General features: G+C 44.0%; 14 protein-coding genes and 1 riboswitch. Of the genes, 7 read left to right on the top strand and 7 right to left on the bottom strand.

The genetic code is table 11. The features are described from left to right. Positions 1-108 precede the first annotated feature (108 nt). The 5 genes from EL241_RS03625 to EL241_RS03605 all read right to left on the bottom strand — a co-directional run bounded on the left by EL241_RS03625 (position 109) and on the right by EL241_RS03605 (position 4,654). Positions 109-591 carry a precorrin-2 dehydrogenase/sirohydrochlorin ferrochelatase family protein gene (locus EL241_RS03625; protein WP_052009105.1) on the bottom strand — a complete coding sequence of 161 codons (483 nt, stop codon included), beginning with the start codon at positions 589-591 and terminating at the stop codon, positions 109-111. Continuing rightward, positions 588-1,298 (bottom strand): sirohydrochlorin chelatase, encoded by a 711-nt coding sequence (locus tag EL241_RS03620; RefSeq protein ID WP_159099829.1) that lies wholly within the window; start codon positions 1,296-1,298, stop codon positions 588-590. The genes EL241_RS03625 and EL241_RS03620 overlap by 4 nt, the downstream gene beginning before the upstream one ends. A 99-nt stretch (positions 1,299-1,397) precedes the next feature. After that, positions 1,398-3,446, bottom strand: a complete 2,049-nt coding sequence (locus tag EL241_RS03615; protein WP_003758100.1) for a Na+/H+ antiporter — start codon at positions 3,444-3,446, stop codon at positions 1,398-1,400. Between the two features lie 97 nt (positions 3,447-3,543). Continuing rightward, positions 3,544-4,182, bottom strand: coding sequence for a GTP pyrophosphokinase (locus tag EL241_RS03610; protein ID WP_003758098.1), 639 nt, complete (start codon positions 4,180-4,182; stop codon positions 3,544-3,546). Positions 4,183-4,336: 154 nt separating this feature from the next. Then, positions 4,337-4,654: an iron-sulfur cluster biosynthesis family protein gene (locus EL241_RS03605; protein WP_036104707.1), complete on the bottom strand. Its 318-nt coding sequence runs from the start codon at positions 4,652-4,654 to the stop codon at positions 4,337-4,339. Between the two features lie 135 nt (positions 4,655-4,789). Here EL241_RS03605 and EL241_RS03600 point away from each other — a divergent pair, with 135 nt between their 5' ends. The 5 genes from EL241_RS03600 (at position 4,790) to EL241_RS03580 (ending at position 9,738) form a co-directional block, all read left to right on the top strand. After that, the gene (locus EL241_RS03600; RefSeq protein WP_003758096.1) at positions 4,790-5,563 is read left to right on the top strand and encodes a YtvA family blue-light photoreceptor; all 774 of its coding nucleotides are present in this window, start codon (positions 4,790-4,792) and stop codon (positions 5,561-5,563) included. 75 nt (positions 5,564-5,638) lie between these two features. Continuing rightward, positions 5,639-5,829, top strand: a riboswitch (Lysine riboswitch). 143 nt (positions 5,830-5,972) lie between these two features. Further along, positions 5,973-7,373 (top strand): amino acid permease, encoded by a 1,401-nt coding sequence (locus EL241_RS03595; RefSeq protein WP_221644484.1) that lies wholly within the window; start codon positions 5,973-5,975, stop codon positions 7,371-7,373. Positions 7,374-7,451: 78 nt separating this feature from the next. Beyond that, complete coding sequence (locus EL241_RS03590; RefSeq protein ID WP_036104711.1) at positions 7,452-7,988, top strand: YceI family protein; 537 nt, start codon at positions 7,452-7,454, stop codon at positions 7,986-7,988. Between the two features lie 120 nt (positions 7,989-8,108). Next, entirely contained in the window at positions 8,109-9,014 is a 906-nt protein-coding gene (gene rarD / locus EL241_RS03585) for an EamA family transporter RarD (RefSeq protein ID WP_126320359.1), read from the top strand. Positions 9,015-9,096: 82 nt separating this feature from the next. Then, entirely contained in the window at positions 9,097-9,738 is a 642-nt protein-coding gene (locus EL241_RS03580) for an NAD(P)-dependent oxidoreductase (protein WP_036104720.1), read from the top strand. A gap of 129 nt (positions 9,739-9,867) precedes the next feature. Here the strand turns inward: EL241_RS03580 and EL241_RS03575 are convergent, their stop codons facing one another. Beyond that, positions 9,868-23,061: an isopeptide-forming domain-containing fimbrial protein gene (locus EL241_RS03575; RefSeq protein WP_126320358.1), complete on the bottom strand. Its 13,194-nt coding sequence runs from the start codon at positions 23,059-23,061 to the stop codon at positions 9,868-9,870. Positions 23,062-23,325: 264 nt separating this feature from the next. On the opposite strand from EL241_RS03575, the gene ybaK reads away from it, so the two are divergent. Continuing rightward, positions 23,326-23,796: a Cys-tRNA(Pro) deacylase gene (ybaK, locus tag EL241_RS03570; RefSeq protein ID WP_003758089.1), complete on the top strand. Its 471-nt coding sequence runs from the start codon at positions 23,326-23,328 to the stop codon at positions 23,794-23,796. A 99-nt stretch (positions 23,797-23,895) separates the two neighbouring features. After that, positions 23,896-24,363: a DUF986 family protein gene (locus tag EL241_RS03565; RefSeq protein WP_036107840.1), complete on the top strand. Its 468-nt coding sequence runs from the start codon at positions 23,896-23,898 to the stop codon at positions 24,361-24,363. A gap of 47 nt (positions 24,364-24,410) precedes the next feature. On the opposite strand, the gene EL241_RS03560 is transcribed toward EL241_RS03565, so the two are convergent. Further along, positions 24,411-24,791 carry a hypothetical protein gene (locus EL241_RS03560; RefSeq protein WP_040486732.1) on the bottom strand — a complete coding sequence of 127 codons (381 nt, stop codon included), beginning with the start codon at positions 24,789-24,791 and terminating at the stop codon, positions 24,411-24,413. Between the last annotated feature and the right edge of the window lie 48 nt (positions 24,792-24,839).

Genomic DNA, 24,839 nt, shown 5'->3' with positions numbered 1-24,839 from the left:
ACTTTGAACATTACTACTTTATTTTAAGGAACGCTTTATTTTTTGCCTATTAGGGAAATCACTATATTTAAAAAAAAGCCGGAAAACATTACTGTTTCCGGCGAATGATCATTTCTTTTTTTGACGACTAGCAAGTTGCTGCTTTATGCCTGCAAGTCGCTCATGTGTAAATAAATTTTCTAATTCTTGACGCAGCATTTTTGCGTAGGCTGGATTTTTTCCCTGTGTGGAAATAGCGATAGTGAGTGCATCCTGCTTGACCACGGCCATATTGGTAAACGTGGAACGCGTCTGATCCGAACAATTATTGACGAGGGCGTTTGAACCAGCATCGGCGCATATTTCCGCATTAACAGCAGCATCATCGGTAGCGGCGAAAATCAGAAATTGACCAGCTAGATCCGCCTTTTCATAGCACTTCTGGATTTTTTTAGCAGGGATCTCCTCCCAACCAGTGCGGAATTCCGTGGCAATGACGGTCAGTTGTGGCTCAGCCGGGATAAGTTGTTGTGCTTTATATAGCGCCACTTTCCCGCCGCCGATGATCAGCACAGGACGATTTTTTAATTGGAGCATTACGGGGTATGTCATGAGCGCATCACTTCTTGAAGGTTATTTTCGATGGCTGTAAAAAGTTGTTCATCGAGTTGCAGGGAGTGCGTCCAAACGATTTTCAGCTTAGGTAGACGCGCGTTTAATTCCTGCTGCCATTTGCGCACGAGAATCCCGTCAAATAGGAAATAAGGAATGATCCCGATCCGGCTCGTAGATCTCATCAGTTGTTCTACTTTGGAGATCAATTGCGGTTCTCCATAAATAAACGCATAGCTGACCGGTTTTCCTAACTTTTCCGCAAGTTTCTGGGTAATTACTGTCATTTCAGGGGTAGGATAACTTTTACTCCCATGAACGAAAAGTAAAAATTGCTCCACTTCCATTTGGCTATCCGCTGCTCGATTGGCCGCCACTTGAATCGTAGCAGGGTCTGCTCCTAATGTTGCTGTTTGCTTAAATAGGATGTCCGGATACTTTTGCTGTAGCGTCGCCATAAACTGCGGAATATCTTCCTGCGCATGCATTGCTGAAAACAGTAATAGCGGTACCACGATAACTTCCGAAACGCCTTGCGCAATGAGACTATCCCCTGCTGCAGTCGGATCTGGCGTAGTTGCTTCTAAGAATCCCAAGGCGTGGAGAAACTCTGGATGCTGGGCTTCAAATGCTTTGACAAACGAATGCACTGCTTGATTTTTATCTGCTTTTTTACTGCCATGTGCGATGTATAAAATTCCTATCACTTTGTTCACCCGTTTTCGTTTTTCTATACTATAGCAGAATTGTTTGCAAACCGCCATATTCAAAAAAAGCCTGCATGCTTTCGCATACAGACTTCCTTTTTATGCCAGCTCTTCCTCTGACAAGTAAGTTTCAAGCATATTGATATTCTGCCTAAGTTCTCGGACTAGATCTCTGGACATTTTCCCAGCTTCATAAAACTGCTGGATCTCGTCGCGCTCTGCTTGGAAACCTGCCTGCTGAACTTCCCGTTTTTTCTGTTCGAATTTCCCGCGCGTGGTAAACGGCTTCCGCTCGCTATTAGCGCGTTTCAATGCAATGATATGCTCGGTGATCAAAGGTGCCAACCAGCTTTCATTTTCCGGCTTCAGTTCGTCTTTCAAACGCTGCACGACTAATTCTTCGTTGCTGACACGGACACGCTGGATCTCTTGAAAAATCCCTTCTTGCTCGGATTTAAGATTTTTTGCTTTAGATTTAGTTTCCTGCCAATTCTTCGGATGTAGGATAAAACGTAAAATTCTTTTTAGAAATTTCAATGTTGTTTTGACGCGGAAACGAAAACGATTTTTAAGCGCGCCAGCCAGTAAATTAAGGTAATGCTGATAGCGGTAGCTCACGGCTGCACTGATTTCGCCATTATCTGTCATGCGTTGGGTATTTTCACGCTGCCAATCGATCAGTTCTAAACGCTTATCGCGCTCTTCCTTGCTGACTCTACGATTCAAGCTAGTATTGTTTTGCTGCAGATCATAGATGCGCCGTCGATAATCTTCTACGACGATTTCTGTAGCTGCTTTATTTTCCGGTGTGATCTGTTCGTGTAATTCTCGGATGACATTTCTAAGTATCTTGATTCGTATCGCGCGTTCCACTCGATCGTCTGCTGTTTTATCGTCGCTTTTTGCCAATAACGGCAAAATGAAGGTCGCGATCAGCAACGAACACAAGATAACGCCGGAAGCGATACTGATGATCAGCGCCCGTTGTGGAAATGCGGATCCGTCTGCTAGCACAAATGGTATCGATAAACTACTGGCAAGTGTGACAGCGCCTCTGACTCCTGATAGCGAAGTCAATATAGCAGAGCGAATCCGCGGCTTCCCAACATTCTGACCACCAAGCTGCTTTTTCCGCCAATTGGCGAGCCAGAAAGAATAGACCCAGATAAAGCGCAATAAGATCAGCGCTACGGTGATCAAAATGATATACGTGAATACTTGCAGATTGCTGATACCCGAATCATTCCAAACCGCTTGCATGATCGATGGAAGCTGTGTTCCTAAAATCAAAAAGACAAGCCCGTTCAATACAAATAAAATAACAGACCAAGTACTTTGCGAAACCATATTCAGTCGTACTAACTGCGGGTCGGTTTTTTTACGCTGCATCGAGTCCATGATCCCCGCGGCAACAACTGCCAAGATACCAGAAACATGCAATTCTTCGGCTGCTAAGTAAATCAAAAATGGTGTCAAAATCTGAATAAGCATGTGGAAGGTGACATCTTCCATTCCTAAACTGCGTACCCATTTGATGATTTTGATTTTCAAATAAGTAATAACGATACCAACTAAGATCCCGCCGATCGCAATGATCACGAAACTGTAGCTGGCATTAAACAAACTAAATGCGCCGGTGACCATCGCCGCGATCGCAAATTGGAAAGCCACTAAGCCAGAAGCATCATTCATCAGCGCTTCGCCTTCCAGCAAATGCATGATCCGCTTTGGCAAATTGATCCGCCCCGAGAGCGAACTTACAGCTACGGCATCCGTCGGCGCCAACGCTGCTGCTAGGGCAAACGCTGCCGCTAGCGGAATCGTCGGTATCATCCAATGGACAAAATAACCGATAACAAGTACGGTAATAAAAACCAATCCTAAGGCGAGTACAAGGATCGCACTGCGCAAATGCCACAAAGCCTGTTTATCCGTTCGTCTGCCGTCATTATAAAGCAGCGGTGCAATAAACATGACGAGAAATAGTTCCGGATTCAGTTTTAAATTTAAACTTAATGGAAATAAGGCGATCAAAACGCCTAAACCGATCTGGATCAATGGCACCGATACAAAAGGAACGAAGCGATTGATCAAATTAGAGATAAAAATAGCCACTAATAGAAGTAATACATATAAGAATATTTCCAAATTTTTGTTCCCCCTTCGAAGATGTGCTATTTCTATTATACCGTAATAATAAGGTTTCTTTCAAACTATTTAACTTTATTAACTATGTACCGTTGAACTATTTCTCAATATCAGCTTTATAAGCATCGATCTGTGTATTGAGTTTTTTCATCTTGTCATCTAAAAAAGTAATAATATCGGCAGCTTCCTTTAGCTCATCCAGTAATTCCTGCGGCGCCTCCTGCTGATATTTATAATAGATCTTATGCTCTAAACTAGCCCAAAAGTCCATCGCGATCGTCCGAATCTGGATTTCAACTGTCATCCGCTCTGAACGATTGGTCAGAAAGATCGGTAGCTCGCAAAGCAGATGCAAGCTTCGATAACCATTCGGTTTTGGGTTCGTTACATAATCTTTCACTCGCAAGATCGTAATATCGTCTTGATTAGCCAACATATCATGGATCTTGAAAATATCCGATACAAAAGAACACGTTACTCGGATCCCCGCGATATCACGCACATGTTCTCGGGCATTTTCCGGGGTGATCTCCAGCCCTTTTTTCTCCAGCTTCGCCCCAATACTTTCCAGTGATTTGATTCGCGATTTGATATGCTCGACCGGATTATAATCATGGATAAATTGAAATTCTTCATTTAATATTTTCAGCTTCGTATTCACTTCATCCAATGCAAAACGATGAAGCAACATAATATCACGCCATTCGCGTAATTCTTCTACTGATGGTTGTTCCATGTGTGACCCTCGCTTTCTACTACTCCTTTTATTTTACTACATTTTTGCAGCGCGCAAAGTAATATGACGAAGATTTTAGTCTTTTCTCATATACTTTTCACATTACCGCCACAAAAAAAGACATGGAATAAATCCATGTCCATTTCTATTTTCCTCAAGCAACGAACAGCAAATTCGTATTGTAGTAGCCAGAATCGCCTTTTAAGACAAGTGCATTTTTTTCTGGCAGATAATCGATCACAAGGGATTCTTCTAAGAAATTCATTGTCCAGTCTTTGATAAGCAAATCGCCGACATTGCTTTGGATAACTTTGTCTTCCGCAGTCACTTCACCAACTAAATGCAAGGAAAAGATACCGGAGTTTCCACAGCCACATCCTTCTGTTTCATAGAACAAATGTAGCATGCCTTCTTTATCGCCGCGCAATTCGTGGTAACGTTCGATTGCTTGCGGAGTAAATTGAATATACATAAAACCTCACCTCTTTAGCTTTATTATACGCCCCTTCCTTTTCCTTTGCTGTTATTTTGCTCACTTTTAGTAAGTTTCTCTTTCGCCTTTTCGTTCTTGTTTATGGTAAAATAGACGCATTAGGAGGTAATTGAATTGTCTGATACATATCCATACCCAAATTTTGATGTCGTTTTGGAAGCACTCAACATGTCCAGCGTTGGCGTTGTCATTACAGACGCCGCTCTAGAAAACAATCCTGTTATCTATGTAAATAAGGGGTTTGAAAAAAATACCGGCTATCTTGCTGAAGAAGTATTGGGAGAAAACTGTCGCTTTTTGCAGGGACCAGATACTGATCAAGCAGAAATCGCTAAAATTTCCGCTGCTGTTAAAAACCGCCGCAGTGTCCGTGCGTTTTTAAAGAACTATCACAAAAACGGTACTTATTTTTTTAATGAATTAACGATTGATCCAATCGTGGATGCAAATGGTCATCCTTATTTTGTCGGTATCCAAAAAGACGTTACCCGCGAACGTAATTATCAGTTCGAGTTAGAGAAATCACTGACGGAGATTCAGAAATTATCTACACCGATCGTCCCGATCACAGATAATATCTCTGTTTTGCCACTCGTTGGTACACTTGATAATGATCGTTTTGAGTACATGTCGGAAAATGTCAGCAACTACTTGGATACTAGTAAAGAAGATTACTTGGTCATTGATCTGTCTGGACTTGCTGATTTCAATGAAGATGTTGTGACCAACCTTGTAAAATTCCATAGCTTGTTAAAACTGACCGGCGTCGAATTGATCTTGACTGGATTATCGCCGAAATTTGCAATGCTGATGGTTCGCTATGAGCAAGATCTTGCTGGCATCATCACTTTCAGCAATGTAAAAGAAGCCTTGAAACATTACGAATAAAAAATCGAGGTTGCTTTCTCCGGCTAAATGGCTTATCATATAACACGAAATAAAATTTCATATAAAATCCCTTTTATACAGGGTAGAGGTTGCGAAAATCACTAGTAATTGCTGGGAAGCGGTCAAAGCCGCTTGCGATCAGTAAGGAACAGGATGCTCGCCGAAGTCTGAACTACTTTGATGCGTTTGGGCTGGGTCAATTGACGAAAGGCAATTGGACTGCTGCTAGAAAAAGTCTGATTCTAAGCAGGTGCGCTATCTGACAATAGTTGGGTTCTGATAGACAGTCACTTTTTCTCAGTGGCTGTTTTTTATATGTTTTAACCTATTTATAGAAAGGAAGAAATTTACATTGACTACGAAACAACAAGGAGAAATACGCCGCGAGCTAAAAACCCGCCACTTATCCATGATCGCGATCGGAGGATCGATCGGAACCGGTCTTTTCTTAGCAAGTGGTAATGCGATCCACACGGCTGGACCTGGTGGTGCGATCATTGCTTATATCGCGATCGGCTTAATGGTGTACTTCTTAATGACCAGTCTAGGAGAAATGGCGACTTATATGCCTGTTTCCGGTTCTTTCAGTACTTATGCGAACCGCTTTGTCGATCCTGCTTTCGGATTTGCATTGGGGTGGAATTACTGGTTCAATTGGGCGATCACCCTCGCTGTAGATATTTCCACCGCTTCGATCATCGTGAAATTCTGGTTTCCACATTCGCCAAGTTGGCTGTGGAGCACGATTTTCCTTTTATTGATTTTCGGATTGAATGCTCTATCTGTTCGTGCTTATGGAGAATCTGAATATTGGTTTTCCATTATCAAGGTCGCGACAGTTATCGTTTTTCTGATCGTCGGTGTCTTGACGATCTTCGGTATCTTAGGCGGCCACTTCATCGGCTTCGAAAATTTCACGACCGGTAATGCGCCGATCAACGGCGGCTTTTTCGCCATTCTCGGAATCTTTCTTGTCGCCGGCTTTTCTTTCCAAGGGACTGAACTGGTAGGAATTGCCGCTGGTGAAAGTGAAAATCCGAAAGAAAGCGTTCCAAAAGCCATTAAACAAATTTTTTGGCGCATCCTGCTCTTTTATATTTTTGCTATTTTCATTATCGGTTTGATCATCCCTTATACAAGTCCGAATCTTCTAGGAAGTGAAGCGACAGAAGTTGCGATCAGCCCCTTCACGCTTGTTTTTGAAAAGGCCGGCCTTGCATTTGCTGCCTCAGTCATGAATGCGATCATTTTGACTTCTGTTCTGTCAGCTGGTAATTCCGGATTATATGCAGCGACGCGGATGCTATGGTCAATGGCGATGGAAAACAAAGCACCTAAGCTTCTCAAAAAAGTCAACCGTCGCGGTATCCCGATTGCCGCCCTTGTTACCACGACAATCATTGGTGCCCTGACATTTATCACGACACTAAGCGAAAACGGCACAGTCATTTACACCTGGCTGCTAAGTGCTTCGGGGCTTACCGGTTTTATTGCCTGGGTCGGGATCGCGATCAGTCATTATCGTTTCCGCCGCGCTTTTGTCAAACAAGGATATTCGCTGGATACGCTCGCTTATAAGGCCAAATTTTTCCCATTCGGACCAATTCTCGCATTAGCGCTTTGCTTATTAGTGATCGTTGGTCAAGATTATAATGCGTTTATCCATCCGGACTGGGGTAACCCGGGTTGGTGGCAACGTATTGCGATCTCTTATATCGGTCTGCCTGTCTTCCTTGTTTTCTGGCTAAGTTACAAGCTGATCCATAAAACGAAAGTGATTCCTTTGGAAGACTGCGAATTTGATAAATAAAATTTTATCTGAGGTTTGAAATTTCGCCGTCGTGGTATTTAATAAAGGTAAAAAATGTATTTATGGGAGGAATTCAGCATGACAGTAGAAAAATGGCAAGTAGATCCTGCACACAGCTCCATTGAATTTCAAGTGAAACATATGATGGTATCCAAAGTAAAAGGGGCCTTCAAAGACTTCTCCGCTTCTGTAGACATGGATCCGGAAGATCTGACAGATGCGAAAATTCATTTTGAAGTGGATGCTGCGAGTATTGATACAAGACAAGCCGATCGCGATAAACACCTTATCAGCGATGACTTCTTAAGCACAGAAAAATATCCAAAAATCACATTTGAATCTACCTCTGTTTCCAAAAAAGGAGACGACGAATATGATGTTACCGGCGATCTAACTATTCGCGGCGTAACGAAACCTGCTACTTTCCACGTTACCTTTGAAGGATCTGGAAAAGATCCAATGGGTGGAAAAACTGTTGCCGGCTTTGAAGCAACTGGCAAAATCAATCGTAAAGATTTTGATCTCACTTGGAATGTGGCACTGGAAACAGGCGGCGTTTTAGTTGGAGATGAAATCAAAATAAATATTCAATTAGAAGCAAGTCAAGCCGAATAAATCTAAGACATAGAAGGCTGCCACACATGGCAGTCTTTTTTTTGAGCAAATTACATAGTATTTCACTGCCACATGCGATAAGATAGGATACGTATGATTTTAAATTAGGGAGGGGTTTTTTTGAACAACACAGAAAAGACACCGCTAATCGGTGTCATCTGCGGCATTATTGCCTATATTTTATGGGGTGTGCTGCCTATTTATTGGAAGCTCGCAGCGAATGTCCCTTCTATTGAGATATTGGCATACCGGATCATCTGGTCCTTTGTCTTTATGGTCTTCTTAGTCGTTTGTCTTCGCAAATCTCGCTCCGTTTTTGGCGAGGCGGTCGCCGTACTCAGAAAACCAAAAACATTTTTGGCTATCACTGCTGCTGCTGTTTTGATCACTGTAAATTGGTTTATTTTTATTTTTTCTGTCAACAGTGGACATGTTACGGAAGCCAGTCTCGGCTATTATATCAACCCGCTTGTGAACATCTTGCTAGCTACGGTTTTCCTAAAAGAACGTCTGAATCGCAGTGAAACGATTGCGGTTGTGGCTGCCTTCATTGGCGTTGTTATTCTAACTATCCATGTTGGACAAATGCCTTGGGCTGCGCTTGGGATGGCAGTGACATTCTCTTTGTATGGTCTGATCAAGAAATTTGTTCCCGTTTCGACATGGGCCGGTTTAACGCTGGAAACGTTGATCATAACACCTTTTGCACTTATTTTTGTTATTTTCTTTTCCAAAGACGGTTTTTTAGCATTTCCGATCGAAACGAACTTTATCTTAGTGGGAGCCGGGGTAGTCACAGCGATTCCATTGTTGCTATTTGCCACCGCTGCGAAAACTATCAATTATACATTACTCGGATTTTTACAATATATCGGACCGACGATCATGTTGGCACTGGGTGTATTACTTTATAACGAAAAATTCGACATGACTCAGCTAGTCGCGTTTATTTTCATCTGGTTCGCTTTGATCATCTTTACTTCTTCCCATATTATTTTGGCGCGCAAATCCCGCCAAACACGCTAAATCATCTTTAACATGTTTTTCTTTTACCAAAAGGGGAATATTAGTTTAGACGTTATAGAAAACATTTTAGGGGGCATTTAAAATGAAAATTGGCATTATAGGTGCAACTGGTAGAGCTGGTAACCGAATTATGGAAGAAGCATTGGAACGTGGACATGAAGTTACTGCCATCGTCCGCAATGCGGGAAAAGTTACCCATGAACATAAAGATGTAGATATTCTGCAAAAGGATATTTTCGAGTTGACGCTTGCTGATTTGGAGGAATTGAATGTTGTTGTTGATGCATTCGGAGCTCCAGTGGAAGAATCAAAAAACCATGTGAAATCACTCGATCATTTAGTGGAGCTATTAAGTGGAACGACCTCACCGCGATTGATCGTTGTCGGAGGAGCCGGCAGCTTGCATGTCGATGAAGCGGGTAGTTTGCTACTGGATACTAAAGGCATGCGAGAAGCACCCTATTATCCAACTGCTAAAGCACAAACAGAGCAACTTGAACATTTAAGAAAAGCATCTCATCAGTTGAGCTGGACCTATATTTCACCAGGAGCAATGTTTGAACCTGGTGAGAAAACTGGTAAATATCAAGTCGGCGAAGATCATCTTTTATTTGATAAAGACGGAAATAGTTTTATCAGCATGGAAGATTATGCAGTCGCTTTGCTCGATGAAATTGAGAAACCGCAGCACTTGAATAAACGTTTTACCGTTGCGAATGGATAATAAAAAAGACTAATGATTGTGAGAATAGTTTTACTATACTCACAACTATTAGCTTTTTATAAAAATAAAGACCGCTCTTAGATTATCTTTCTGAGAGCGGTCTTTATCGTTAGGACTTTTTTAGTAATTTTATTTTTTTCTATTTTTCCGTAATACTAAGATACCTCCGATAATAAGCACTAATCCAATAAGGCTAACATACCAAACTAATTGATCCCCTGTTTTAGGTAGGAGTTTCTTGATGACTTTGGAAATTTCATTTTGATTGTTAGAGTCGGCATTATCATTATTTTGATTATTATAATGATTATGGTTATTATCTGGTTTATCGCTGTTATCAGGATCATCTGGATCTTTAGGGTCATCGGATGTTCCTTTGTAAATCGCGGTCGTGACTTCGGCCGGATCCGCTACCACTGCTTCTCCCGAAGCGTCGCTTCCTTCCGCGGTCACTCGGTTCGTCACTTGGCCACTCTTCGGTACTTGGATGACTTGGACCTCATAACTGATCGTCGTTTTTTCCGTTTCTGTCAAACTTCCTAGCGTCGTCGCATATGTCCCGGCTTTCCAGTCTTCATCCGACACCGCTTCTCCGTTGACTTTCGTACTATCAGACACATAACGTACGCCTGCTGGCAAGCTATCTTGGACTGCGATCGCTTGCCATTTTCCGCCGCCCTTGCCATTGCTGACTTCGATCGTATAACGGTAGGTTTCTCCTAGTTTCGCTTTCGCTACGCTTGCGGTCTTCGTGATGCTTGGTTTCGGCGAAACCTTCATTCCGTTTTCTCCATCGGTTTCTTTGTCGTCTCCACCATCTGTTTTACCGACGGCGATATTGGTGAGATCTCCGCTGGCTTCTTGGTTGATCGTCGCTTCAAAACGTACTTCTACTGGGTTCCCCGCACTTACTTCCGCTAGGACCACTTCTAAGTTTCCGTCTTGGATATCGCCTGTATACGCCACCGCTTTCCCTGTTTGATCCACGACTTTCAGGCTACCTGCTTTCACATCCAGCCCGGATGGGATCGCATCACTCACATGGAAATCGGTCAACGTCGTGCCCGCGATCGTATTTGTCACACCGATCCGGTATTCTACTTGACTGCCGACTTCGACAGCTTTTCCATCAAGTTTCTCCCCTGCCTCATTGTAGACGTGTTTGCTCAACTCAAAGGCATTCGCACTCATTTCGATCGGCGTTGTGACTTCGGCCGGATCCGCTACCACTGCTTCTCCCGAAGCGTCGCTTCCTTCTGCGGTCACTCGATTCGTCACTTGGCCACTCTTCGGTACTTGGATGACTTGGACCTCATAACTGATCGTCGTTTTTTCCGTTTCTGTCAAACTTCCTAGCGTCGTCGCATATGTCCCGGCTTTCCAGTCTTCATCCGACACCGCTTCTCCGTTGACTTTCGTACTATCAGACACATAACGTACGCCTGCTGGCAAGCTATCTTGGACTGCGATCGCTTGCCATTTTCCGCCGCCCTTGCCATTGCTGACTTCGATCGTATAACGGTAGGTTTCTCCTAGTTTCGCTTTCGCTACGCTTGCGGTCTTCGTGATGCTTGGTTTCGGCGAAACCTTCATTCCGTTTTCTCCATCGGTTTCTTTGTCGTCTCCACCATCTGTTTTACCGACGGCGATATTGGTGAGATCTCCGCTGGCTTCTTGGTTGATCGTCGCTTCAAAACGTACTTCTACTGGGTTCCCCGCACTTACTTCCGCTAGGACCACTTCTAAGTTTCCGTCTTGGATATCGCCTGTATACGCCACCGCTTTCCCTGTTTGATCCACGACTTTCAGGCTACCTGCTTTCACATCCAGCCCGGATGGGATCGCATCACTCACATGGAAATCGGTCAACGTCGTGCCCGCGATCGTATTTGTCACACCGATCCGGTATTCTACTTGACTGCCGACTTCGACAGCTTTTCCATCAAGTTTCTCCCCTGCCTCATTGTAGACGTGTTTGCTCAACTCAAAGGCATTCGCACTCATTTCGATCGGCGTTGTGACTTCGGCCGGATCCGCTACCACTGCTTCTCCCGAAGCGTCGCTTCCTTCTGCGGTCACTCGATTCGTCACTTGGCCACTCTTCGGTACTTGGATGACTTGGACCTCATAACTGATCGTCGTTTTTTCCGTTTCTGTCAAACTTCCTAGCGTCGTCGCATATGTCCCGGCTTTCCAGTCTTCATCCGACACCGCTTCTCCGTTGACTTTCGTACTATCAGACACATAACGTACGCCTGCTGGCAAGCTATCTTGGACTGCGATCGCTTGCCATTTTCCGCCGCCCTTGCCATTGCTGACTTCGATCGTATAACGGTAGGTTTCTCCTAGTTTCGCTTTCGCTACGCTTGCGGTCTTCGTGATGCTTGGTTTCGGCGAAACCTTCATTCCGTTTTCTCCATCGGTTTCTTTGTCGTCTCCACCATCTGTTTTACCGACGGCGATATTGGTGAGATCTCCGCTGGCTTCTTGGTTGATTGTCGCTTCAAAACGTACTTCTACTGGGTTCCCCGCACTTACTTCCGCTAGGACCACTTCTAAGTTTCCGTCTTGGATATCGCCTGTATACGCCACCGCTTTCCCTGTTTGATCCACGACTTTCAGGCTACCTGCTTTCACATCCAGCCCGGATGGGATCGCATCACTCACATGGAAATCGGTCAACGTCGTGCCCGCGATCGTATTTGTCACACCGATCCGGTATTCTACTTGACTGCCGACTTCGACAGCTTTTCCATCAAGTTTCTCCCCTGCCTCATTGTAGACGTGTTTGCTCAACTCAAAGGCATTCGCACTCATTTCGATCGGCGTTGTGACTTCGGCCGGATCCGCTACCACTGCTTCTCCCGAAGCGTCGCTTCCTTCTGCGGTCACTCGATTCGTCACTTGGCCACTCTTCGGTACTTGGATGACTTGGACCTCATAACTGATCGTCGTTTTTTCCGTTTCTGTCAAACTTCCTAGCGTCGTCGCATATGTCCCGGCTTTCCAGTCTTCATCCGACACCGCTTCTCCGTTGACTTTCGTACTATCAGACACATAACGTACGCCTGCTGGCAAGCTATCTTGGACTGCGATCGCTTGCCATTTTCCGCCGCCCTTGCCATTGCTGACTTCGATCGTATAACGGTAGGTTTCTCCTAGTTTCGCTTTCGCTACGCTTGCGGTCTTCGTGATGCTTGGTTTCGGCGAAACCTTCATTCCGTTTTCTCCATCGGTTTCTTTGTCGTCTCCACCATCTGTTTTACCGACGGCGATATTGGTGAGATCTCCGCTGGCTTCTTGGTTGATCGTCGCTTCAAAACGTACTTCTACTGGGTTCCCCGCACTTACTTCCGCTAGGACCACTTCTAAGTTTCCGCCTTGGATATCGCCTGTATACGCCACCGCTTTCCCTGCTTGATCCACGACTTTCAAGCTACCTGCTTTCACGTCCAGCCCAGATGGGATCGCATCGCTCACATGGAAATCGGTCAACGTCGTGCCCGCGATCGTATTCGTCACACCGATCCGGTATTCTACTTGACTGCCGACTTCGACAGCTTTTCCATCGAGTTTCTCCCCTGCCTCATTGTAGACGTGTTTGCTTAACTCAAAGGCATTCGCACTCATTTCGATCGGCGTTGTGACTTCGGCCGGATCCGCTACCACTGCTTCTCCCGAAGCGTCGCTTCCTTCTGCGGTCACTCGGTTGGTCACTTGGCCACTCTTCGGTACTTGGATGACTTGGACCTCATAACTGATCGTCGTTTTTTCCGTTTCTGTCAAACTTCCTAGCGTCGTCGCATATGTCCCGGCTTTCCAGTCTTCATCCGACACCGCTTCTCCGTTGACTTTCGTACTATCAGACACATAACGTACGCCTGCTGGCAAGCTATCTTGGACTGCGATCGCTTGCCATTTTCCGCCGCCCTTGCCATTGCTGACTTCGATCGTATAACGGTAGGTTTCTCCTAGTTTCGCTTTCGCTACACTTGCGGTCTTCGTGATGCTTGGTTTCGGCGAAACCTTCATTCCGTTCTCTCCATCGGTTTCTTTGTCGTCTCCACCATCTGTTTTACCGACGGCGATATTGGTGAGATCTCCGCTGGCTTCTTGGTTGATCGTCGCTTCAAAACGTACTTCTACTGGGTTCCCCGCACTTACTTCCGCTAGGACCACTTCTAAGTTTCCGCCTTGGATATCACCTGTATACGCCACCGCTTTCCCTGCTTGATCCACGACTTTCAAGCTACCTGCTTTCACGTCCAGCCCGGATGGGATCGCATCGCTCACATGGAAATCGGTCAACGTCGTGCCCGCGATCGTATTCGTCACACCGATCCGGTATTCTACTTGACTGCCGACTTCGACAGCTTTTCCATCGAGTTTCTCCCCTGCCTCATTGTAGACGTGTTTGCTTAACTCAAAGGCATTCGCACTCATTTCGATCGGCGTTGTGACTTCGGCCGGATCCGCTACCACTGCTTCTCCCGAAGCGTCGCTTCCTTCTGCGGTCACTCGGTTGGTCACTTGGCCACTCTTCGGTACTTGGATGACTTGGACCTCATAACTGATCGTCGTTTTTTCCGTTTCTGTCAAACTTCCTAGCGTCGTCGCATATGTCCCGGCTTTCCAGTCTTCATCCGACACCGCTTCTCCGTTGACTTTCGTACTATCAGACACATAACGTACGCCTGCTGGCAAGCTATCTTGGACTGCGATCGCTTGCCATTTTCCGCCGCCCTTGCCATTGCTGACTTCGATCGTATAACGGTAGGTTTCTCCTAGTTTCGCTTTCGCTACACTTGCGGTCTTCGTGATGCTTGGTTTCGGCGAAACCTTCATTCCGTTCTCTCCATCGGTTTCTTTGTCGTCTCCACCATCTGTTTTACCGACGGCGATATTGGTGAGATCTCCGCTGGCTTCTTGGTTGATTGTCGCTTCAAAACGTACTTCTACTGGGTTCCCCGCACTTACTTCCGCTAGGACCACTTCTAAGTTTCCGTCTTGGATATCGCCTGTATACGCCACCGCTTTCCCTGTTTGATCCACGACTTTCAGGCTACCTGCTTTCACATCCAGCCCGGATGGGATCGCATCACTCACATGGAAATCGGTCAACGTCGTGCCCGCGATCGTATTTGTCACACCGATCCGGTATTCTACTTGACTGCCGACTTCGACAGCTTTTCCATCAAGTTTCTCCCCTGCCTCATTGTAGACGTGTTTGCTCAACTCAAAGGCATTCGCACTCATTTCGATCGGCGTTGTGACTTCGGCCGGATCCGCTACCACTGCTTCTCCCGAAGCGTCGCTTCCTTCTGCGGTCACTCGATTCGTCACTTGGCCACTCTTCGGTACTTGGATGACTTGGACCTCATAACTGATCGTCGTTTTTTCCGTTTCTGTCAAACTTCCTAGCGTCGTCGCATATGTCCCGGCTTTCCAGTCTTCATCCGACACCGCTTCTCCGTTGACTTTCGTACTATCAGACACATAACGTACGCCTGCTGGCAAGCTATCTTGGACTGCGATCGCTTGCCATTTTCCGCCGCCCTTGCCATTGCTGACTTCGATCGTATAACGGTAGGTTTCTCCTAGTTTCGCTTTCGCTACGCTTGCGGTCTTCGTGATGCTTGGTTTCGGCGAAACCTTCATTCCGTTTTCTCCATCGGTTTCTTTGTCGTCTCCACCATCTGTTTTACCGACGGCGATATTGGTGAGATCTCCGCTGGCTTCTTGGTTGATCGTCGCTTCAAAACGTACTTCTACTGGGTTCCCCGCACTTACTTCCGCTAGGACCACTTCTAAGTTTCCGCCTTGGATATCGCCTGTATACGCCACCGCTTTCCCTGCTTGATCCACGACTTTCAAGCTACCTGCTTTCACGTCCAGCCCAGATGGGATCGCATCGCTCACATGGAAATCGGTCAACGTCGTGCCCGCGATCGTATTCGTCACACCGATCCGGTATTCTACTTGACTGCCGACTTCGACAGCTTTTCCATCGAGTTTCTCCCCTGCCTCATTGTAGACGTGTTTGCTTAACTCAAAGGCATTCGCACTCATTTCGATCGGCGTTGTGACTTCGGCCGGATCCGCTACCACTGCTTCTCCCGAAGCGTCGCTTCCTTCTGCGGTCACTCGGTTGGTCACTTGGCCACTCTTCGGTACTTGGATGACTTGGACCTCATAACTGATCGTCGTTTTTTCCGTTTCTGTCAAACTTCCTAGCGTCGTCGCATATGTCCCGGCTTTCCAGTCTTCATCCGACACCGCTTCTCCGTTGACTTTCGTACTATCAGACACATAACGTACGCCTGCTGGCAAGCTATCTTGGACTGCGATCGCTTGCCATTTTCCGCCGCCCTTGCCATTGCTGACTTCGATCGTATAACGGTAGGTTTCTCCTAGTTTCGCTTTCGCTACACTTGCGGTCTTCGTGATGCTTGGTTTCGGCGAAACCTTCATTCCGTTCTCTCCATCGGTTTCTTTGTCGTCTCCACCATCTGTTTTACCGACGGCGATATTGGTGAGATCTCCGCTGGCTTCTTGGTTGATCGTCGCTTCAAAACGTACTTCTACTGGGTTCCCCGCACTTACTTCCGCTAGGACCACTTCTAAGTTTCCGCCTTGGATATCGCCTGTATACGCCACCGCTTTCCCTGCTTGATCCACGACTTTCAAGCTACCTGCTTTCACGTCCAGCCCGGATGGGATCGCATCGCTCACATGGAAATCGGTCAACGTCGTGCCCGCGATCGTATTCGTCACACCGATCCGGTATTCTACTTGACTGCCGACTTCGACAGCTTTTCCATCAAGTCTCTCCCCTGCCTCATTGTAGACGTGTTTGCTTAACTCAAAGGCATTCGCACTCATTTCGATCGGCGTTGTGACTTCGGCCGGATCCGCTACCACTGCTTCTCCCGAAGCGTCGCTTCCTTCTGCGGTCACTCGATTCGTCACTTGGCCACTCTTCGGTACTTGGATGACTTGGACCTCATAACTGATCGTCGTTTTTTCCGTTTCTGTCAAACTTCCTAGCGTCGTCGCATATGTCCCGGCTTTCCAGTCTTCATCCGACACCGCTTCTCCGTTGACTTTCGTACTATCAGACACATAACGTACGCCTGCTGGCAAGCTATCTTGGACTGCGATCGCTTGCCATTTTCCGCCGCCCTTGCCATTGCTGACTTCGATCGTATAACGGTAGGTTTCTCCTAGTTTCGCTTTCGCTACGCTTGCGGTCTTCGTGATGCTTGGTTTCGGCGAAACCTTCATTCCGTTTTCTCCATCGGTTTCTTTGTCGTCTCCACCATCTGTTTTACCGACGGCGATATTGGTGAGATCTCCGCTGGCTTCTTGGTTGATTGTCGCTTCAAAACGTACTTCTACTGGGTTCCCCGCACTTACTTCCGCTAGGACCACTTCTAAGTTTCCGCCTTGGATATCGCCTGTATACGCCACCGCTTTCCCTGCTTGATCCACGACTTTCAAGCTACCTGCTTTCACGTCCAGCCCAGATGGGATCGCATCACTCACATGGAAATCGGTCAACGTCGTGCCCGCGATCGTATTTGTCACACCGATCCGGTATTCTACTTGACTGCCGACTTCGACAGCTTTTCCATCAAGTTTCTCCCCTGCCTCATTGTAGACGTGTTTGCTCAACTCAAAGGCATTCGCACTCATTTCGATCGGCGTTGTGACTTCGGCCGGATCCGCTACCACTGCTTCTCCCGAAGCGTCGCTTCCTTCTGCGGTCACTCGATTCGTCACTTGGCCACTCTTCGGTACTTGGATGACTTGGACCTCATAACTGATCGTCGTTTTTTCCGTTTCTGTCAAACTTCCTAGCGTCGTCGCATATGTCCCGGCTTTCCAGTCTTCATCCGACACCGCTTCTCCGTTGACTTTCGTACTATCAGACACATAACGTACGCCTGCTGGCAAGCTATCTTGGACTGCGATCGCTTGCCATTTTCCGCCGCCCTTGCCATTGCTGACTTCGATCGTATAACGGTAGGTTTCTCCTAGTTTCGCTTTCGCTACGCTTGCGGTCTTCGTGATGCTTGGTTTCGGCGAAACCTTCATTTCGTTTTCTCCATCGGTTTCTTTGTCGTCTCCACCATCTGTTTTACCGACGGCGATATTGGTGAGATCTCCGCTGGCTTCTTGGTTGATCGTCGCTTCAAAACGTACTTCTACTGGGTTCCCCGCACTTACTTCCGCTAGGACCACTTCTAAGTTTCCGCCTTGGATATCGCCTGTATACGCCACCGCTTTCCCTGCTTGATCCACGACTTTCAAGCTACCTGCTTTCACATCCAGCCCGGATGGGATCGCATCACTCACATGGAAATCGGTCAACGTCGTGCCCGCGATCGTATTCGTCACATCGATCCGGTATTCTACTTGACTGCCGACTTCGACAGCTTTTCCATCAAGTTTCTCCCCTGCCTCATTGTAGACGTGTTTGCTTAACTCAAAGGCATTCGCTGGGATAGCTGCTGCTAATTCAACTTCGCTTTTTGCTTCTTTTTCTTCGCCCCAAGCATTTTGTCCCGTTAATATAGCTTCATTTTTAATAATACTATTCTTTGCATTACCGGTTATTTTTGCTTGAAAAGTAATATTCATTTCATCTTCGCTGTTTAAAGCATCTGCACTATACGTAAACTGATTATTACTTTCTCCCGACCAAACCTCTGCATCTTTCACCTTGGTTGAATTAATAGTCGTGCTGTCTTTTACATAAGTAAGATTTTTGCTCAGTAAGTCTTCTATTCGTGCTCCATGTAAAATAGAGCCATTTTTATTGGTTGCTTTGATTTTATAAGTTACGGTATCGCCAAGCATATAGTTTTGCTTTGGATTCTCAATCGTTTTCTCAATGCTTGGGTTGGCATCTAACTTATTGTCTTTTTCATCTGATTTAGAAATATCGATTGAGTCATCTTTACCTTGAACCTCTGCTTTGTTTACAAGTGTTCCTTCTGCATCTTTCGTAACTTTTACATTAAACTCGATCGTACTCTCTTTCTTTCCTATTAAGGATTTTAAGTCATAAACCAACTTTTGGTCTTGAATAGTAGGATTTTCTTCTTCTTCCCCATCGATTTTGGATGAATCCGTGATATATTCCAATCCTTTTGGTAATGTATCACTCACGCGGATATTATCAATCATCGAATCGGCAATCGGATTTTTCACTTTTAGTTTATAGGTGATTGTATCGCCTATTTGGACATTCTGGCCATCAATATTTTCTCCGGCTGTATTCCACACGGACTTTTCTATTTCCAGATCGCCATAGGCTGTGATACCAGCGTTTATGTTGTTTAATATAAAGGTGCTGGATGTCATGTCTTTTGTTTCTGGAAGTGTGTATGCGTCTGTTAAATAGAAATCTTCGTCTTTTTCATTAGCGTTGATTTTACTGCTTGTATATCCTGGGTATGGATCTTTAGGCGCTAGGTAATAAGAACCGGTCGCCATTTCTTTAGATAAATCAAAGCCTACAACATAGTCTCCTGCGTCAAGATGAGGGAAATGATAGTTTCCTTGTTCATCCGTTTTGATATTGCTGATATCTGTTCCTTCTTTATTGACTTTTACTATTTCTAAGGTTCCATTTGTTGCTTTTTCATATAGGCGTACTGGAACATTCTTTAGTATCGTTTCACCGTCATCGACAGCGTTGTTTTTGTTGCCATCGATCCATGCTTTCCCATTGATTTCCCGGTCGACAACAGCTGTTCTTGCTGTATTTCCCAAAACTTTGATGTCGTCATCTGAGTTTGCTGTCACAGTATTATTATACGTATCACCCGACGCATTAGCTGTTGGCGTAATATGGAATTCGATGTATTCTTGCTTACCGCCATCTGTAGAGCTACTGATTGGTCCTGGTATGACGTAATATACGGCAGTAGTGTCAGCTGGCAATGCACCGCTTGTATATTTTGTCCAACCAGTTGTAGTATCGATTGTTTTGGGATCGGCGTTTCTGTCTACTTTTTTGTTAGTGTAGTAAACATCCATATCCTCTGTAGATTTGACGATTTCCGATAAGCGGTAGGAACCATTGATCACGGAATCTAGTTCACCGTTTTTAGGTAATACATCCAGTACACGAATGTTGGTTTGCGGATGTTTCGTGCGCACATCGGTTGTTAGGCGGTAAGTAAAATCATCGCCTTGTTCTAAGATTTTCTTATTGACCGATTTACGAATTCCCCATTCCTTGGGTGTCACTGCATCATTGAGTGAAAAATAACTAAAACGTACAGATTCTTTTTCTTGGAATGGTACTTTAAATGTCGCTTTGATGTTGAAACTTTTATTGCCGTCTAGATTTGGTTCATCAAATGTTGTTTTAAATGATAAGTAAACACGATCTGAAGAATTTGTTAACTGTGAGGAAACACCACTCCATTTCAGCGTGGTCGTGTCATCTAAATTATGAATCACCTCAGGCTCTTCATTAGTTAAAACAAAATTCCTCGAATATTCGCCTAAGGCTGTTGAACCAGTTTTATAGTTAATTCCTTTTGGCAATACACTTGTTATTTCCATTGCTATTGGCGAGCCTGCGTCTCGCGATTTTGCTTCAAACTGGATTTGTTGACTAACTTCTTCATTTAATGAGGCTGAATTGGGTTTTGCGGTAATACTTTCTTGACTTAGACTTTTTCCTTGTAAATAGTATTGGAATTGATTATCATCTCGTTTTCCTTTTTTTATAGGGATCTCTTGGCTATCTCCCCATTCGCTTAGTTCTAATTTGCTGGTAGTATTTTTGTCTCTTGCACGCAGAATATTCCCTTCCTCATCATAGGAAAACGCGTTTATAGAAAGTGTATATGGTGCTCCAGCATTTGAAATGGCACCACTTTTAATGTCATTCACCATTTCCAAACTAATATAAGAACCATCATAGCTTATATCACTATATTTTGCTGCTGTTCCTTCCGTATCATAGTACACCATAACAGCTGAAAATGAGCTTGGAGCATTTTCGCTCCATTCATAATCTTCTTCTGTGTAACTGAATAATTTTTCAGGAGAATAATTGTTGCCCTTTAACTTTCCGAATTTCAACTGTGGTTCATATTGCGAGCCGTCAGATCCGATTAATTTCGGAAAATAGTTAATTACATTCCCGTAAGACGGTTTTGTCATAACTTCCCCAGCTGTATTGAATATATAATGAGGATCAATAAGGTTTTGTGACTTTTTCGGTAACTGTGGTTTGATCCTAAATGTAGTCATTTTTGAAGAAGCGATATTAAGCCTATTTAATGTGTGGTCATAATCATTATTCCCGTCCGTTAAGTCTAAGCATGGTTTTAATAAGGATAGGTCAACTTTTTGTGCTTTCTCAGGTACATCTAGTCGTTTTGTGTTCCATTTATAAGAACCGTCATCATTATAAAGTCCTTTGTAATAAGTGCCTTCTTTCTCCTTTCCTTCTGAAGTATACGTTATTTTTTGTGGTGTCATTTTAAAATTGATCGTTTTCCCTGGATCAACGCCTTCTAATGGCGAATGCCAAATCGTTTCTGCTACCGCTATCCCGCCGCCATAGGGGAAAGATAGGTTTTTGTAACTGGAATAATCAAATGTGATCGAGATATGATTATTGTCGGGGTAAGAGATCAATGGCTGCTTCGCTCTTGCAGCATCCCATCCAGCATCTTCATTATTTGTAATTCCCTTGGTAAGATCATTTGCTTTATACTTATCGAATGCCGTAGGTTGGTCTAAAGCTGGCGGGAATGTTATCGGAGCGCCATAGCGGTAGGCCGTTATTGGTCTGCTGTTGGTAGGGACTGCAATTTCTTTTCCTTTGTCGTCCGTAATTTCCGACAGAAAATCGACCTTTATTTTCCCGGGTACAGGAAGTGACTGGCCAATACCTGTCAAATGATTCTTGCCGACTGGCTGATTGAATTGCGGATAAATGGATGTACTAATATCTTGCAGGTAAGCATCGCGATCATCTTTGGTTTTAGTTAATCCGTTGAAATATCCCCCCGACTCATTTCCATACCGGCGATTATGTGCCATATAAAATGCATCGGTTTCTTTTGCTGACACGGTTAATTGTTTCTTACTTGTTGTTTCTACTTCATCATTTCCGGTCGTAGAGACTTTTTTACCGTCGATACTTATTATTCTAGCTTTTGCTGTCGGTTTAGGTAATTTATGTCCGTTCGGTAAAAAGCCGACTTGATAAGAAAAATCTACTTGCTTGACGTTTCCTGTTTGTTCGATCGTGAACGTTTTGGTTTCTTTGTATTTATCTCTGATCAACTTTCCATTTTCGAAATATTGATAAATGTTCCCATCTGCCTTGGTAATCGAGTATAAGCCATGTTCTTCTGTGATTGGCATTTCCATGGTTACTTCCACTTCGATATTTTTATATTCATCGCCATCATTCGTTGCTACAGAAACCCCAAATGTATGGGTTGCTTGATCGCGTGCACGAATAAGGTCATTATCTGCATTTTCATCTTTTCCAGGACCATCGCCTTCCCCAGCAGTGAATGGTTCTGTTCCTGATTGAACATTGACCTCTTTAAAGTCCGAAATATAGACGGGGATTTCTGTTCCACTTGCTTTAAGCTGTTTTTTCTCCTTTGGTTGTTCGGTTTCTTTGTTTTGCTCTGCTTGCTTATCAGTTGTTTCTTTGTCTTCTGTCTTCGATTTTTTCTGCTCTTTTTTTTCTGTATCTTCGTTACCTTTTTCATTTTTGTTGTCTTCTGGTTCTTGTTTTTCAGGTGTTTCAATCGTTACTTCCACAGGTTTGGATTGTATGGTTTGTCCTTGATCCTCCGCGACAGCGACGATCTCGCCTTTACTGTTTTCTGCTTCATTTGTCTTTTCCGAAGTTACGATGAATTTTGCAGTACGAGGCGCCTTTTTATTTTCAGCTTCGGCCTGTTCTTTCCAATTGATAGTGACTTGATTGGTTGAAGCGGCGTAATCAACGGTCACTTCTTTATTATTGCTTTGCATTGTTTTTGCTTTATCAAGCGAAACACTTTCTGGTAGAACGATTTTGACTGTTCGATTATCATCATTTTTATCTTCTAGCATTATGTAAGCTTGTTGCTTCTCTTTTAATGTCAGTTTGGTCAAATCTACTCCGCTTGTGTCTTTTAACTTTAGTTTATCGCTGATTTGATAGTTATTTGCTTTTAAATCTGTTTGATTGCGTATTTGACTTAATAGTGTGCTAATATGTGGTTGTAATACATATAAAAGGATTACAGCTAATAGTAAATACGATCCTAATTTCTTATGTTTCATAAGTTTCCCCTCTCAAATCCAAATAATAAAATTCCTAAAATAACACTTCTTTCTAAGCTTGAATTTTATATTTTTTTTAAAAACAACAATTGAACATATGCCTATATTTAAGTGGGGTAATTATTTGTTTTTGACATTTTTATGTCTTTTTAAGATTTTTATTTAACTATCAGAGAGGGAATTTGTAAATTTACGAACATTTATTGCTTTATTATTTCAACAAGTATACTATTTTATATATCATCAAAAAGGAGTTGACTCCCTATGGCTCATAAAACAAATGCCTGCCGGCGCTTAGATAAGTTGGCGATTCCTTATCAGTTGCATGAATATGATTATTCAGAAGAACATTTGGACGCTGTTCATGCTGCGAAAGAGAATCATATTCCTGTCGAACGTTTATTTAAGACATTAGTGGCGAAAGGCGATAAAACAGGAGTAACTGTTGCTTGTATTCCTGCGGATCAAACAATCGATTTGAAAAATCTGGCTAAAATAAGCCATAACAAAAAAATCGAGATGCTGCCGCTCAAAGAATTGGAAAAAACAACTGGCTATATACGTGGCGGCTGTTCTCCGATCGGGATGAAAAAACAATTCCCGACATATCTGGATCAAGCAGCTGAATCTCAGGAAACGATTTATATTTCAGCTGGCAAACGCGGTCTACAGTTGGAAATAAAGCCCGCCGATCTGGCAAAGGCCTGTCCGCTGACAGTTGCAGAGCTGACATGAAACTTTTAAGCTATTGCTACCGTTCTCATAGCGCTCGTGATACAATAAATAGGCAACCGTTTATTCGGTATTTTTTAAAGAAATGTGAGTGATTAAGAAGTGGAATTTAATGCGACCAATATTTTTTTGCTTATCATTATTGTATTAGCACTGGTTTTCGTGATTTATAATGACTTGCTTTTACCTGTTTTAAATGGGAAAACGGTTTTGACTGTTAAATTGCGCTCACGAGGAAAATCGGATGGTTATCTGTTTGTGGGGATCATCGCAGTCATGTTTATCACCAATACGTTTTATCGCGATGGAGAAATGGCTACTTCGATCTTACTGCTTATCTTAGGTGTGATCTTTATCTACATCTCTTTCATACGCGGTCGCAAGATCCTTTTCAAGTCAACTGGGTTTTATCATGCCTTGCTCTTCTTCCCCTACTCCACGATCGAACGCATCAATGTTTCCGAAGATGGATTCTTAGTGCTTGAAAATGGCAAACAGCGCTTAATGTTAGCTGCCAGAACAGAAGCAGATCTAAAGAAAATGATCAGCACGATCGAAACACACCGCTAAAAAAGGATGCTTTTCCTCTTTATTCGAAAGAGGAAAAGCATCCTTTTTTAATTACCTACATTTTCTACTATTATCTTAGGAACCGTTAGTTCAATAAATTTACCGTGTAATCTTTCTACCTCTTCACTAAAGTTGGTATCAAAACCGATGATACTCTCTTCCAAGCGAAGTACCGCAAAGCCGTCTTCTTCATAATCTTCCAACTGACCTACGATGAAAACTCCTTCATCATCTGCTTCTAACATACAATGTTTTTCGTCGCTTTCTTGAAGTGCTTCGACGCTTACTTTATCAGGAACGGTGACTTTGATCGTATACTTTCTCCCGGGCTCCGGTTCTTCGTCTGCCCAGACACCGATACATTCTCCATACGCGCTGACAAACTGAACTCTACCATTAGAAAGCTTTTCTTGAACCTTTATCTCCAATTTGACATATCCTCCTGTATTCAATGTTCCTTGCTAGTATACCACGAT

The organism is Listeria grayi, from assembly GCF_900638015.1.
Taxonomy (GTDB): domain Bacteria; phylum Bacillota; class Bacilli; order Lactobacillales; family Listeriaceae; genus Listeria; species Listeria grayi.
The sequence above is the reverse complement of the archived record's forward strand: the minus strand, read 5'-3'. Positions and strand labels throughout refer to the sequence as shown.

Coding starts and splice junctions, on each gene's coding strand:
- EL241_RS03625 (WP_052009105.1), bottom strand. CDS start 591: ATGACATACCCCGTAATGCTCCAATTAAAAAATCGTCCTGTGCTGATC.
- EL241_RS03610 (WP_003758098.1), bottom strand. CDS start 4,182: ATGGAACAACCATCAGTAGAAGAATTACGCGAATGGCGTGATATTATG.
- EL241_RS03605 (WP_036104707.1), bottom strand. CDS start 4,654: ATGTATATTCAATTTACTCCGCAAGCAATCGAACGTTACCACGAATTG.
- EL241_RS03595 (WP_221644484.1), top strand. CDS start 5,973: ATGATCGCGATCGGAGGATCGATCGGAACCGGTCTTTTCTTAGCAAGT.
- EL241_RS03590 (WP_036104711.1), top strand. CDS start 7,452: ATGACAGTAGAAAAATGGCAAGTAGATCCTGCACACAGCTCCATTGAA.
- EL241_RS03580 (WP_036104720.1), top strand. CDS start 9,097: ATGAAAATTGGCATTATAGGTGCAACTGGTAGAGCTGGTAACCGAATT.
- EL241_RS03575 (WP_126320358.1), bottom strand. CDS start 23,061: ATGAAACATAAGAAATTAGGATCGTATTTACTATTAGCTGTAATCCTT.
- ybaK (WP_003758089.1), top strand. CDS start 23,326: ATGGCTCATAAAACAAATGCCTGCCGGCGCTTAGATAAGTTGGCGATT.